The following is a 12,957-nucleotide window of genomic DNA, read 5'->3' on the forward strand; positions in this document are numbered from 1 at the left end:
ACGAGACCGGTGGCTCAGGCGCCGGGGTCGAAGGTCCGGGTGCGGCCGAGCCCGGCGGCACGGCCCTTGCCCGCCACCACCAGCGCCATCTTGCGCGAGGCCTCGTCGAGCATCTCCTCACCGAGCATCACGGCGCCGCGCCGGTCCACGGTGGTGGCGTGCTCGTAGGCGTCCAGGATCAGCTCGGCGTGGTCGTAGTCCTCCTGGGAGGGGGCGTAGGCCTCGTTGACCGCCTCCACCTGGAGCGGGTGCAGGACCCACTTCCCGTCGAACCCGAGGGCGGCGGTGCGTCCGGCCGCCCTGCGGAGGGCGTCGACGTCACGGATCTGGAGGTAGGGGCCGTCGATGGCCTGGAGCCCGTGGGCGCGCGCCGCCACGAGGATGCGCATGAGCACGTGGTGATAGGCGTCGCCGGTGTCGTATCCGGGCGGCTGCTCCCCCACGACCAGGCTCTTCATGTTGACGGAGGCCATGAAGTCGGCGGGTCCGTAGACCAGCGTCTCCAGGCGGGGTGAGGCGGCGGCGATCCGGTCCACCTCGACCAGGCCCCGGGCGTCCTCGATCTGCGCCTCGATGCCGATCCGGCCGACCGGGAGGCGGCAGGCGCGTTCGATCTGGGTGAGCAGGGTGTCCAGCCACTGGACGTCCCGGGCCTCGGTGACCTTCGGCAGGACGAGGGTGTCGACGTGGGCGCCGGCCCCCTCGACCACGGCGATGACGTCGCGGTAGGCCCACTCGGTGGTGACGTCGTTGACGCGTACCGACCGGACCCGCCCCTCCCAGCCGCCGTCGTTGAGCGCGCGGACCACGGTGGCGCGGGCGTCCTCCTTCTCCAGCGGCGCCACGGCGTCCTCCAGGTCGAGGAAGAAGGCGTCCGTGCGCAGTCCCCGGGCCTTCTCCACGAACCGGGGGTTGGACCCCGGGACCGCGAGTACCGACCGTCGTGACCTGAGTTCGCCCATCGTCGCCCGCTCCCCTGCCCTGTGTTCCGCTGCTGTTGGCCGCACGGGTCATCATCGCACCGTGCCCGGGCGCCGCACGAGGCGCGCCCCCGTCGCTGCGTAGAGTGTGAGCTGGGACGGGGGGCCGCTCCTTCGTCCGGGGACACGCAGGGGAACACGGGAGTACACATGTCCGCGACGCTTCGCCCGACCAGCGCCCACTGGGGCAGCTACCAGGTCGAGGTCCACGACGACCGGGTGGTCGGCGCGCGCGCCAACCCGGGTGACCCGGAGGCGGCGCCCGTCATCGGCAACACGCCCGTGGCCCAGCACCACCGCACCCGGGTGGCCCGCCCTGCGGTGCGCCGCCGGTGGCTGGAGCACGGCCCCGGCCCGGACCCGCGCAGGGGCGACCCCGAGGACGCCTACGTGGAGGTGGAGTGGTCCACCGTGCTGGACCTGCTCGCCGGTGAGCTGGACCGGGTGCGCACGGAGCACGGCAACGAGGCGATCTACGGGGGTTCCTACGGCTGGGGCAGCGCGGGCCGCGTCCACCACGCGCAGAGCCAGCTGCACCGGTTCCTGAACACCGTCGGCGGGTACACGCGGTCGGTGAACACCTACAGCCACGCCGCCCTGGAGGTGCTGTTCCCGCACCTGATCGGTACGCGGGCGGCCAACCGCCTGTTCAGCCGGGTACCGTCCTGGGAACGCATCCGGGAGCACACCGAACTGCTGGTGAGCTTCGGGGGCCTGCGGGTCTCCAACACGTGGACGACCTCGGGCGGTCGGGCGGCCCAGACCGCCGGTGGCGCGATGCGCGCGGCCTCGGACGCCGGGGTGGAGTTCGTGTCGGTGTCCCCGTTGCGCGACGACACCGACGCCGGGGTGAAGTCGGCGTGGGTCTCGCTCCGGCCGGGGACGGACACCGCCGTGATGCTGGCCCTCATGCACGTGCTGTTCCGTGAGGGCCTGGCCGACACCGCCTTCCTGGACCGGTACACGGTGGGTGCCGACCGTGTGCGCGCCTACGTCCTGGGCGAGCGGGACGAGCACGGCGACCCAGGCGGGGTGGAACGCTCCCCGGAGTGGGCCGAGCGGGTGAGCGGGGTACCCGCCGCCGACCTGCGTGCCCTGGCCCGGCGGATGGCGGAGAAGCGCACCCTGGTCAACGTGGGCTGGTCGGTCCAGCGGGCACGGTACGGCGAGCAGCCGCTCTGGGCGGGGTTCGCGCTGGCCTGCGTCCTGGGCCAGGTGGGGCTGCCGGGCGCGGGTTTCGCGTCCGGGTACGGCTCCATGGGCAACTACGGGGGCGGGGCCACCCCGCTGGGGCTGCCGCGCATGCCGCAGGGGAACAACGCCGTCCGCTCGTCCATCCCCGTCGCGCTGGTCTCCGACATGCTGCTGCGCCCCGGGCAGGCCTACGACTTCAACGGGGAGAGCCGCGTCTTCCCGGACATCAGACTCGTGTACTGGGCGGGCGGCAACCCCTTCCACCACCACCAGGACCTGGCCCGGCTGACCACGGCCTTCGGGCGCCCGGACACCGTGGTGGTGCACGAGACGCACTGGACCGCCACCGCCCGGCACGCCGACATCGTGATCCCCTCGACCACCGCGCTGGAGCGGAACGACCTGGCGGCCAGCCAGGGTGACCTGGCGCTGCGCGCGATGCCGCGCGTGGTCCCGCCGCACGGGCGGGCGCGCGACGAGTACGACACCTACGCCGACCTGGCCGAACGCCTGGGTGTACGGGAGGAGTTCACCGAGGGGCGGAGCAGCGGCGAGTGGGCGCGGGTGGTCTACGAGCGGTGGCGGGCACTGCTGGCCCGCCGCGACCTGGAGGTTCCCGGCTTCGACGAGTTCTGGGAACGGGGCCGGATCGACATGCCCGCCCGTGTCGAGGACGAGACGCACCTGGGCGAGTTCCGCGAGGACCCGGAGGGCAACGCGCTGCGGACGCCGAGCGGCCGGATCGAACTGTACTCGGAGACCATCGCGTCCTTCGGCTACGAGGACTGCCCCGGGCTCCCGGTCTGGCTGCCGGGTCCCGCGGTGACCGGGCCGGGCGGCGCGGACGACGGGCCGGGCGGGCGGCACCGCGCCGTCGGCGGTGACGACCGACCGCTGGTGCTGGTCGCCAACCAGCCCGCCACCCGTCTGCACAGCCAGCAGGACATGGGCGGGTACAGCGTCTCCCGGAAGGTCCACGGCCGCGACCCGCTCCGTATGCACCCCGACGACGCCGAGCGGGCCGGGGTCCGCGACGGCGACGTGGTGCGGGTGACCGGCGCGCGCGGGTCGTGCCTGGCCGGGCTCGTGGTGAGCGACGCCCTGCGACCCGGGGTGGTCCAGCTCTCGACCGGCGCCTGGTACGACCCCTCGGGCGCCGACGTCACCTGCGTGCACGGCAACCCGAACGCCCTCACCGAGGACGTGGGGACCTCGGCCCTGTCCCAGGGCTGCACCGGCCAGCTGGTGCGGGTGCGGGTGGAGCCGTACGGGGGCACCCCGCCGAGGGTCCGCGCCTTCGACCCCCCGGTCGGTGTGGAGCCGATCGAGGGCTGACGGGGGCGCCCCGAGACGGGGACGGGCCGGTCCGGGCGGACCGGGATCCGTTCCCGCCCGGCCGGGTCAGCGGCGGATCAGGCGGTTCACCCTGGCGGGCAGGATGAATCCGACCAACCCCAGGAACGCGTACCCGACCTGGCCGGGGGCGAGCATGCCCAGGATGGCGCCGGTGTTGGCGGTGGGGGCGCGCAGGAACTCGCCCATGCGCGGGTGGGCGCGCGGCACGGCGTTGCCCACGGTGAGCAGGCTGAGCACGGCCAGGCCGGTGAGGGAGGTCCACACCAGGGTGGCGGTGTCCGCCGCTGTGAGCCAGCCGAGGAACAGCTCCACAGCCCGCACCGCGTACCCGGGGGTCCCCTCCGGCGCCGCTCCCGACACGGCCCCGGGCCCGAGGGCCAACAGCGCGGCCGCGCCCACCACGATGCCCGTGGTTCCGGCCAGGCCGATGCGGTGAGCCAGGTCCTGGGCGTTCTCGGACAGCTCCTCCTGGGAGGGGTGGCGGCGCCAGCTCCGGCCCCGTGAACGGGCCTCACCCATGGCGTTGGCCCGGCGCCAGCGGAGGAACCGCAGGGCGTCGGCCAGGGCCCCCGGGCCCTGTTTGGCGGCCATGGTGGCGGTGGCGAGCTCGTGCGCGATGGTGGTGACCGCGGTGGCGAGGGTGACCGGCAGGTCCACCCAGGACAGCGCGATCCGCCGGAAGAGCGGCGCGATGTCGGCCGGGACGCGCACCCGCAGCGCCACCGACCTTCCGTGCGCCCGGCGGCGCAGCCCCGGCAGCGGGGTGCGACCGGGCAGCGGGGGCGTGGTCTCGGCCGCCGTGGCGATCACCCGGTAGTCCATGGCCACCGCGAACAGCAGGGCGACCAGCAGCAGCCAAGGGGTGAGCGCGCCACCGCCGAACAGCGTGTGCACGAAGGTGGAGAAGCCGTCGAGGCGGGCCCCGGCGGCCCGGGCGTTGACGTCCAGGTGATCCAGGAACACCAACGAGGTGGCCAGGACCGGAAGCAGCCACAGCCAGCCCCCGTACCGGCGCCCGACGATCGCCAGGCCGAGGGTGGCGCCGATCAGCCCGGTGGCGACGGCGTGCCCGGCGTACGGTTCGGGCGCGGCCCCGCTCACCAGGCCGGTGGCGGGGTCCATCAGGGGCGCGGAGATCCCCACGAACAACCGTTCGGCCAGCTGGAACCCGGCGCCGGACGCGGCGGCGAGCAGCAGGAAGTCCACGGCGGACAGGCGGCGCACGCGGCGGCGGGCCAGCACCACCAGGAGCAGCAGCGGGACGAGTTTGCCCGCCTCCTCCACGGTGACCGCCACGTAGGTCTGGCTGAGCACGTCGTCGACGTCCCACCCGAGAGCCCCGCTGACCAGGGCCGAAAGCAGGGCCAACGGCCAGACCAGGAGGGCGCCGAGCGCGGTCGTGCGCAGGAGCGTGGCGAAGGAGACGGTCCGGGAGCGCGCGAGCACCGCCAGCTGGAACAGCAGGAGGTAGGTGAGGAAGAGGGCGGGCGGGGCCGCGCCCAGGGCGGGGACCGCGAGCGGGGCGACCAGCAGGACGCCGAGCATGAGCCAGCCCCAGGTGCCGCGCAGGGCCCGCAGGGAGCGGACGGTCCCCGGTCTGCGTTCGCGGGCGCGTTCGGCCGCCCGGGCGAGCCGTTCGGCCAGGTCGGGTCCGGGGACGCGGGTGGCGCGCGCGTGGCGGGCGCCGGGTTCGACGCAGTTGTGTTGCTGGGCCGCGCGGAGCAGGTCGGGCCGGTTGGCGGCCAGGGCCCTGGTCGCGAAGTCGGCGCGCACCCGGGGGATGTCCGGGCCGACGATCTCGCGGACGAAGTCCACCGGGCCCGAGGCGACGGTGAGTTCGCTGGCGGAGACCAGGACGGCGGCGGAGAAGTCCTCGACGCACACGAGGAAGTCGGTGGGGGTGGGCCCCCATCCCCGGATGAGGTCGATGAGGGTGTCGGTGTCGAGGGGGACCTCGGTCACCGGGTCGTAGGAGTACTCCGCGCGGGTGCGGCAGACCAGGAGCCGGTCGACGCCCAGGGCCCGTCCGGCCTCGACGACGCCCCGGATGAGGTTGCGGTCGCGCGGCACCACGAAGGGGGTGGTGACCTTGCCCCTGGCCTGGATCCACTGCTGGGAGAACTCGGTGGGACCGGCACAGACGCGCAGCACGAGGTCGCGCGCGAGCATCGCCTGTTCTTCCATGGACTTCCTCGTGCCGGGGGGCTGGGTGCGTGGGCCGGGCGTGTCCCGTGGGAGGCGCGGCCCCGCATGAGCATAACGGCGAGGGGGTCTCGTGGAACATGTGAGTTCGCGGCGATTGTTCGGTTGACGTACGTGTTCAGGCGAAAGGGTGGCTCATGACTGGTGAGTCCGGTTTCGGCCGTTCTCCGGGACGCCCGGTAGCGCTCTTGGAGGGGCGCGGACCGGCGCCGAAGGCGTCGCCGCACAGCTGCGCGAAGTGGCGCAGCACCGGCAGGGACAGCGCCCAGCCGGTCATCGCCCAGCCCAGGTTCAGGTGTTCCATGGCCCGTGCCAGGGCCGTGACACCGCTCCACCGGACCCCCTCGGCGTTCTCGTAGGTGAGTCGGTACAGCACCTCGGGGTGTTCGGCCGCGGGACGCAGGGTCAGGGCGGTCGGCCCGCGCGCGGCCAGCCAGGCGCCCACGCCACGGCAGGGGTCGCAGTCGGCCGCGACGTACAGGGTACCCCCGGTCCTCCCCGGCCACGGTCGCCAGCGCGGCAGCCACGCGCGCACGCCCGCCCGGTACGCGTCCCAGCTCTCACCGAAGGAGGCGCGCAGCTGCGCGCCCTCGTGCCAGGAGGCGAACCCGGCGCTGTAGGCCAGGGCGACGGGGACCCCCACCAGCAGCGGCGGGTGGAGCAGGCCCAGAACCAGGTAGAGGAGGGTGACGGTGAGCTGCATCGGATTGCGCACGTACGCGTAGGGTCCGCTGGTCACCAACCGTGCGGGCGGGTCGTGGGGCAACGGGGTCCCGCCGCCCACCGTCGCGAACTCCCGCGCCGCCGCCAGGCCGGGCAGGCAGACCAGGGCGAGCAGCTGCGCGCCCGCGGTCAGCGCCTCCGGGGAGGCGGACCACCGCCAGGTGAACCCGGTCGGGACCGTGGCCAGCACGTACACCGGCAGCAGCACCATCAGGCCGAGGGCGAGCACCGCCTGCGCCCACATCCGGGCGTGGACCAGCTGACCGCGCCGGGTCCAGTAGGCGAGCAGCAGCGCGGGGATCAGGCAGAGGGTGGCGCCCAGGAACTCACCGAGCAGCCAGAGCGGGCCCAGCACCACCACCGGTTCGGCCAGCGGCATGAGGAGGAGGTCGAGCCAGACCAGCACGGCCGTGACCAGCGGGACCGGCAGGAACCGGAGCATCAGGGCGGGCAGCGCGCCCCACAGCAGCACCCAGGCCAGCAGCAGGTCCACCGGTACGCCCTGCCACACCGCGCCCCGCGCGTGGAAGGACCACCAGCCCTCCCACTGAGCGATCAGGTTCAGCGGCAGCAGGGTGAGCAGGGCCCAGCCGGAAGCGACGGTCATCGCCGCGACCTCCCGCCGCCGGGGCGCCCGCCACAGGCAGAGCGCCGCGACGGCGAGCACCGGCAGGAGGAGGCCCACGCCCCGGACGACCAGGGCGGGGAGTTCGGGCGTCACCGGGCGTCACCGCCCGAGAGCGCCTGGGCCTCCCGCTGGAAGGTCCCCGCGAGGTAGTCGGCGGCCAGGTCCGTGACGTGGGACTGCACGGGACCGAAGTACCACGAGGGGTCGTAGGTGCGGGTGTACTCGATCTCCCAGGTCAGCCGGGTGCCGTCGGGTTCGCCCCGCCAGGTGGCCACCGCGCGTTCCATCCGCATCCAGTTGGCGAAGGCGGTGTCCTCGGTGACCGCGAAGACCACCCGACCGCCGTCGGCGCGGACCTCGCTCTCCACGACCTCCAGCCCCAGGTGGCGCGGGGTGGGCTCGGCGCCGGGGGCCAGGGTCCGGCGCGGGGTGAAGTGGACGACCCGGGTGTCGCCCTCCTCCAGCCCCGAGCCGACCGCCTCGACCGGTTCCGGGAAGGGGACGGCGCTCAGCAGGAGGGCGTCCGGGGCGGCGTAGGCGGGTGGGGCCGCGAGGGCGGCGGCCACGTCGGCGGGGTCGGCGCCGACCAGCACCGATCCCGTTCCGGCGTCCTCTCTTGGGAGCAGGGAGAACCCGGCGACCCCCTCCAGGGCCAGGGCGAACAGGAGCGGGACGGCCAGCAGCGCGTTGGAGTGGCGCCTGTCGGTCCGCCGGAGCGCGCCGACCACCCAGGCGACCAGGGCGACCACGCCGTAGATCAGCGGAGCGGAGATGACCAGGCAGACCATGCCCTCCCCGAGCATCGGTCCGGCCATGAGCAGACAGACCGTGGTGACGGCCATGGCGACGGCGCCGGCGCCGCGCACCCGGACGCAGAGGACCACGAGCAGGGCCAGCATGGCGGGCAGCCCGACGTAGAACAGGGCGGTCTGGTCCAGGCCGCCGAACCGGGTCACCCGGACGGCGAGCAGGGCGGCGAAGACCGCGAGGACGATCCCGGCGAGGATCCACCGGGCCGCCGTGGGCCTGGAGACTCCCTCGCCGTCCTCGGGAACGCCCCGGACGGGTTCCGGGTGGTGTTCGGCCGCGTACCGATCATCCGTCTCCCGGTCGGAGGGGCGGTCCGGTTCCTGGGGCGGCTGGGTCACAGTGGGCCTCCTCGGCCGTCGCTCTGGGTTGACGACCTGATTAAAGCACACGGTTTAATCACTCGCTTAAACCGTATGATGAAACCCGACCCGAGGGAGGACCATGTCCAGGACCGGCGGCGGAAGCCGCAAGAACAGCGCCGAGACCAGGGAGCGCCTGATCACGGCGGCCAGCGAGGTGCTGCGCGAGGAGGGGTACGCAGGAGCCTCCGCCCGGGCCGTCGCCACCCGCGCGGAGGCCAACTCGGCGCTGGTCTTCTACCACTTCGGCGGGGTCGACCAGCTGCTGCTCGCCGCGCTCGACCGCTCCAGCGCCGAACGCATGACCCTCTACCGGGAGCTCGCCGGGCAGGCACGCACCCTGGAGGAGCTGGTGGAGGTGGCCACCCGCGTCTACCGGACCGACCTGGAGCGCGGCTACATCGCGGAGTTCTCCGAACTGGTCGCGGCGGCGGTCACCAAGCCGGAGCTGCGCGCGGAGATCAACCAGCGCTCCCAACCGTGGATCGACTTCATCGCCGGCGAGTGGGATCGTGTGCTCGGGGGGTCACCCCTGGGCCGGCTGCTTCCCGCGCAGGAGGTCGCCTACGCGGCGATCACCTTCTACCTGGGCGTGAACCTGTTCTCGGTACTCGACGAGGACCGCAGCCGCACCGAGGGCGTGTTCGACCTGGCCGGGACGCTCGCACCGCGCGCCAAGCTGCTCACGCTGCGCCTGCCCCGCCGGGGGACCCCCGAGTAGGCAACCCGAGAAGGAGAGCACCGTGAACGTGGAGATCGCCGAGGGGATCGCCTTCCCCGACACCGCCGACGGCGAGCGCTGGGTCGCCGGGGCCGTGGTCGTCGACGCGCGGGGCCACGCCTTCGCCCAGCGCAGGTCGGGCACCCGCAAGGTGTTCCCGCACTGCTGGGACATCGTCGGGGGACACGTGGAGGACGGCGAGACCATGCTCCAGGCGCTGGCCCGCGAGATTCGCGAGGAGACCGGTTGGACCCTGTCCGCCGTGGTCGCGGAGCTGTACCGGCTGGACTGGGACCCGGGTGACGGGGTGACCCGACGCGAGGTCGACTACCTGGTCCGGGTGGACGGCGACCTGTCCGCCCCCGCTTTGGAGGCCGACAAGCACACCGAGTACATGTGGGTCGACGACTCCACACTGCACCTGCTGCGCGACTCCCGCGACCCCGGCGACTACTTCATCACCGACATCGTCAGGCTCGGCCTGGAGGCCGCCCGGTCGTGACCTCCGCGACCGCGAGGGGCAGCGCGTCCAGCAGGTCCGAGGCGCTGATCGGGGCACCCTCCCGGGCCAGGACCGCCGCCCGCCCGTGCAGGTAGGCGCCGCACATCGCGGCGTCCTGCCCGGACAGACCCGAGGCCAGCAGCGCCCCGGCCACCCCTGACAGCACGTCGCCCGAGCCGGCGGTGGCCAGCAGCGGGGTGCCCGTGGGGTTGACCACCGTCCGCTCACCCGGGTGGGCGATCACCGTCGTGGACCCCTTGAGCAGGACCGTCGACCGGTACAGCTTCGCGGCCCGGGTGGCCTGCTCCAACCGGTGCGCCTCGATCTCCGCGCGGTCGGTGTCCGGCAGCAGTCGGGCCAGTTCCCCCGCGTGCGGGGTGAGCAGGGTCGGCGCGCCCCGCCGGTGCACCAGCTCGGTGAGGGCGACGCTGCTCGACACCAGGTTGAGGGCGTCCGCGTCGAGCAGCACCGGGACGTCGCTCTCCAGGAGGGCGCGCAGCTCGTCCGCGTTGGCGGGGTGGGTGCCGCGGCCGGGCCCGACCACCACAGCCGAGACGCGTCCCGGACCGAGGTCGGTGCTGCTCCTCGGGTCCAGGTGCAGCCCCACGACCTCAGGCCAGCGGGCGATCACCTGGGAGAGGACGTCCTCGCCGCCCCCGTAGCGGACCATGCCCACCCCGGTGCGCAGCGCGCCGCCGACACACAGGACGGCGGCGCCCCGGTACTGGTCGGACCCGGCCCGGACGGCGAGCACGCCCCGGCGGTACTTGTCGTCCTCGGCGGAGGGAACGGGCAGGAGTCGGGCGATGTCCACAGCCTGTGGACGGACGAGGTCGGCCTCGGGCAGCTCCGGGTCCAGCCCGATGTCCACGAGGCTGACCCGCCCGGCCCGCACCGCTCCCGGGTCGACGAACAGCCCCGGCTTGTACGTGCCGAAGGTGACCGTGGCGTCCGCGCGCACCGCCTCCCCGGGGACCTCCCCGGTGTCGGCGTCCACCCCGCTCGGCAGGTCCACCGCGATGACGGCGGCGGGCGCGTCCGACGCCAGGACGGCGAGCGAGGCGTAGGGTTCGCGCAGTCCGCCGCTGCCACCGATCCCGACCAGGCCGTCGACGAGGAGGTCGGCGTCCAGGACCGCCGCCCGCGCCTCGGCGGTGATCAGCGCGCGGGGCGCACCACCCTCCCCGTGAGTCCCGAAATTCCTTTGGGCCCCAGGCGCCCCGGAGGCCGCGGCCGGGCCGTTGTCGATCATCCGACCGCCCGCCGCCCGCAGCGCGGCCAGACCCTCGGGATGGACCCGTCTGCCCGCCAGAACCGCACGCACGCACGCGCCCCGCGCCGCCAGGCTGGCCCCCGCGAAGAGGGCGTCACCGCCGTTGTCGCCGCCGCCGACCAGCAGCGTCACGCGGGAGCCGTGGACGCGGGGCAGCATGCGGGCGCAGTGGATGGCCAGGCCCATGGCGGCCCGGCGCATCAGAGCGCCTTCGGGGAGTCGGGCCATGAGCGCCTGTTCGGCCTCCCGGACGACGCTGACGACGTGGGCGGAGCGCATGGTTCACACCTTTCGAGGGGCGGTGCCTCCATCGTGGCGCACGCCCCGGAACGCGCCCGCACCGCCACGCACACGGGCCACACCAATCCCCTTGGCACCACCGGTCCGGCCGACACGGCCGCCTCGGCACGCCCACGCCGCTGAGGCACGCGCGCGGCCGCACGCGAGACGCCCACCGTGCCCGGACACACCGGCTCGGGCCGGAGGGCGTGCGAGCCGCGCCCTTGGGCGTCGGGCGAGGCGACGAGCTCGGATGGGGACGCGCCCGGACCGGATCGGACACGTGTGGTGCTCACTGGACTACTTTTTGATGTGACCGCAGGTGGCAGGGCAGGGCCACCCGATGTCCCACGGGAGGGGCCCACCATGACACCCGGCTACCGTCGCTTCGCCAAGTCCACCGGCCAACCGCTGAAGCCTCGGGAGTGGCACCGGATCGAGTTCGACCTGCGCGACGGTCGGCCTCCGACCGATCCGGCGGAACTGGCGGGGGCCGCCGAGCCCGGTGGTGCCCTGTACGACCTCGCGGTGGGAGTGACGCTCACCAACATCACCCCGGGCCGGGAGGTCCAGCTGCGCGCGGTCGAGTTCGCGCCGGACGGCTCCCTCCACCGGGAGCTGCCGGTGGAGGTCACCACCCACGCGGTAGGGCACGGGGGGTTCACCTACGCGTGGAAGGACCGCCTGGAACCGGGCCACCGCGTCGAGGTCTGGGCGGCGCAGTCCGGGGAGTCCGACGCGCACCTGGTCTCCGCCGAGGCCGTGGTGTTCCTCTGGCCCCTCTAGTCACTTGAGACACAAAAGGGACGCGCGACCCAGAAATCACTTTCTACACATATAGCCCGTTGTCACGGAATCGACACGTAGAGAAGTCCTCGCAGGGGACAATGGGTCCATGCCTCGACCAAGCAAATATGTGTCCAGGTCCGATCTGGGCTGGGGGTCCTCCCCCGCAGAGCAGGCCAACCCCCGCTCCGGTCTCGTCATCCACTACGACAGCAGCGACCAGAACCTCGCGAACAAGAACCACTCCTCCTGCGTCACCTACTGGCGCAACACCCGCAGCTTCCACACCGGCCCCTCCCGGGGCTGGGCGGACATCGGGTACAGCTGGATGGCCTGTCCCCACGGGTACGTGCTCGAAGGGCGCGGACTGTACCGGACCCAGGCCGCGCAGCCCGGCGGGAACTCCTCCCACTACTCCTGCACCCTGGCCACCGGTCCCTCCGACCCGATCACCCCCGACCAGATCAACGCGGTCCGACAGCTGCGGCAGTGGCTCATGGAGCCGGACACCTCTATCTCCGGCAAGGTGCTCGGCCACCGCGACTTCATCTCCACGTCCTGCCCAGGCGACAAGGCCTACGCGCTGGTCAAGGACGGCACCTTCGCCAAGGCTCCCGGAAACACTGAAGGAGACGACGACATGCCCTCTCACCGCAGGTTCGAGAAGGACAAGGCCCAGAAGCTGGAGCCCGGCAGCTGGGCGAGCCTGGCCTTCGACAAGCGGCACGACGGCGAGACCGGGGAGTTCTACGCCCTCGTCGGGGTCGAGGAGACCAAGGGCGCCTACTACGACATCTCCGTCGGGGTGACCCTGGAGGGGCTCGACTCCGGCGCCGAGGCGCAGATCCGCCTCACCGAGTACGAGCCGAACGGGGACGGCGGCTGGAAGGTGGCGCGCAACCGGCCGATCGACAGCCCCGTGCACGTGGGCGGCCGCGCTCACTTCACCTACTCGTGGAAGGGCAACCTGGGTGAGGGACGCCGGGTGCGCGTGCGGGTGGCGCAGTACGGCAAGGTCGAGGCCCAGGTCACGTCCGCGACCGCCGACGTCTTCTACTGGAAGCGCTGAACCGGTGGACCCGGCCCCGGGACGGGGCCGGGTACGCGGTGGTGTCCGCCAACGACTACGATGCGTCGTAGTTTG

The 12,957-nt window shown here is 73.4% G+C and carries 10 protein-coding genes; 5 read left to right on the plus strand and 5 right to left on the minus strand.

Translation table 11 applies throughout. From position 1 onward, the window contains the following. Positions 1 to 14: 14 nt before the first annotated feature. Positions 15 to 962, minus strand: a complete 948-nt coding sequence (locus tag ACFW3L_RS09855; RefSeq protein WP_378738402.1) for an HpcH/HpaI aldolase/citrate lyase family protein — start codon at positions 960 to 962, stop codon at positions 15 to 17. 168 nt (positions 963 to 1,130) lie between these two features. Between ACFW3L_RS09855 and ACFW3L_RS09860 the strand changes: the two genes are divergently transcribed. Further along, positions 1,131 to 3,509, plus strand: a complete 2,379-nt coding sequence (locus tag ACFW3L_RS09860) for a molybdopterin-dependent oxidoreductase (protein ID WP_378738405.1) — start codon at positions 1,131 to 1,133, stop codon at positions 3,507 to 3,509. 66 nt (positions 3,510 to 3,575) lie between these two features. Here ACFW3L_RS09860 and ACFW3L_RS09865 read toward each other — a convergent pair whose 3' ends face one another. From ACFW3L_RS09865 to ACFW3L_RS09875, 3 genes are all read right to left on the minus strand, one after another. After that, complete coding sequence (locus ACFW3L_RS09865; RefSeq protein WP_378738407.1) at positions 3,576 to 5,714, minus strand: PrsW family glutamic-type intramembrane protease; 2,139 nt, start codon at positions 5,712 to 5,714, stop codon at positions 3,576 to 3,578. Between the two features lie 136 nt (positions 5,715 to 5,850). Next, positions 5,851 to 7,176, minus strand: coding sequence for a methyltransferase family protein (locus ACFW3L_RS09870; RefSeq protein WP_378738409.1), 1,326 nt, complete (start codon positions 7,174 to 7,176; stop codon positions 5,851 to 5,853). Continuing rightward, the gene (locus ACFW3L_RS09875) at positions 7,173 to 8,231 is read right to left on the minus strand and encodes a hypothetical protein (protein WP_378738411.1); all 1,059 of its coding nucleotides are present in this window, start codon (positions 8,229 to 8,231) and stop codon (positions 7,173 to 7,175) included. Before ACFW3L_RS09875 ends, ACFW3L_RS09870 begins: the two co-directional genes overlap by 4 nt. A 103-nt stretch (positions 8,232 to 8,334) precedes the next feature. On the opposite strand from ACFW3L_RS09875, the gene ACFW3L_RS09880 reads away from it, so the two are divergent. Then, on the plus strand, positions 8,335 to 8,973 hold the full coding sequence (locus ACFW3L_RS09880; RefSeq protein WP_378738413.1) for a TetR/AcrR family transcriptional regulator: 639 nt from the start codon (positions 8,335 to 8,337) through the stop codon (positions 8,971 to 8,973). A 22-nt stretch (positions 8,974 to 8,995) separates the two neighbouring features. Beyond that, complete coding sequence (locus ACFW3L_RS09885; protein WP_378738415.1) at positions 8,996 to 9,475, plus strand: NUDIX hydrolase; 480 nt, start codon at positions 8,996 to 8,998, stop codon at positions 9,473 to 9,475. Here the strand turns inward: ACFW3L_RS09885 and ACFW3L_RS09890 are convergent. Next, positions 9,444 to 11,027, minus strand: coding sequence for an NAD(P)H-hydrate dehydratase (locus ACFW3L_RS09890; RefSeq protein WP_378738417.1), 1,584 nt, complete (start codon positions 11,025 to 11,027; stop codon positions 9,444 to 9,446). The genes ACFW3L_RS09885 and ACFW3L_RS09890 overlap by 32 nt on opposite strands. A 366-nt stretch (positions 11,028 to 11,393) precedes the next feature. Here ACFW3L_RS09890 and ACFW3L_RS09895 point away from each other — a divergent pair, with 366 nt between their 5' ends. Both ACFW3L_RS09895 and ACFW3L_RS09900 read left to right on the plus strand, forming a co-directional pair. Continuing rightward, positions 11,394 to 11,813 (plus strand): hypothetical protein, encoded by a 420-nt coding sequence (locus ACFW3L_RS09895; RefSeq protein ID WP_352388098.1) that lies wholly within the window; start codon positions 11,394 to 11,396, stop codon positions 11,811 to 11,813. 130 nt (positions 11,814 to 11,943) lie between these two features. Further along, complete coding sequence (locus tag ACFW3L_RS09900) at positions 11,944 to 12,882, plus strand: peptidoglycan recognition family protein (protein WP_378738420.1); 939 nt, start codon at positions 11,944 to 11,946, stop codon at positions 12,880 to 12,882. Positions 12,883 to 12,957: the final 75 nt, after the last annotated feature.

The sequence above is a fragment of the Nocardiopsis sp. NPDC058789 genome (assembly GCF_042745575.1).
GTDB classification, from domain to species: domain Bacteria; phylum Actinomycetota; class Actinomycetes; order Streptosporangiales; family Streptosporangiaceae; genus Nocardiopsis; species Nocardiopsis eucommiae.

Excerpts from the sequence above, each read along its gene's own strand:
- ACFW3L_RS09880 (WP_378738413.1), top strand. The coding sequence starts at position 8,335 with ATGTCCAGGACCGGCGGCGGAAGCCGCAAGAACAGCGCCGAGACCAGG.
- ACFW3L_RS09865 (WP_378738407.1), bottom strand. The coding sequence starts at position 5,714 with ATGGAAGAACAGGCGATGCTCGCGCGCGACCTCGTGCTGCGCGTCTGT.
- ACFW3L_RS09860 (WP_378738405.1), top strand. The coding sequence starts at position 1,131 with ATGTCCGCGACGCTTCGCCCGACCAGCGCCCACTGGGGCAGCTACCAG.
- ACFW3L_RS09855 (WP_378738402.1), bottom strand. The coding sequence starts at position 962 with ATGGGCGAACTCAGGTCACGACGGTCGGTACTCGCGGTCCCGGGGTCC.
- ACFW3L_RS09895 (WP_352388098.1), top strand. The coding sequence starts at position 11,394 with ATGACACCCGGCTACCGTCGCTTCGCCAAGTCCACCGGCCAACCGCTG.
- ACFW3L_RS09890 (WP_378738417.1), bottom strand. The coding sequence starts at position 11,027 with ATGCGCTCCGCCCACGTCGTCAGCGTCGTCCGGGAGGCCGAACAGGCG.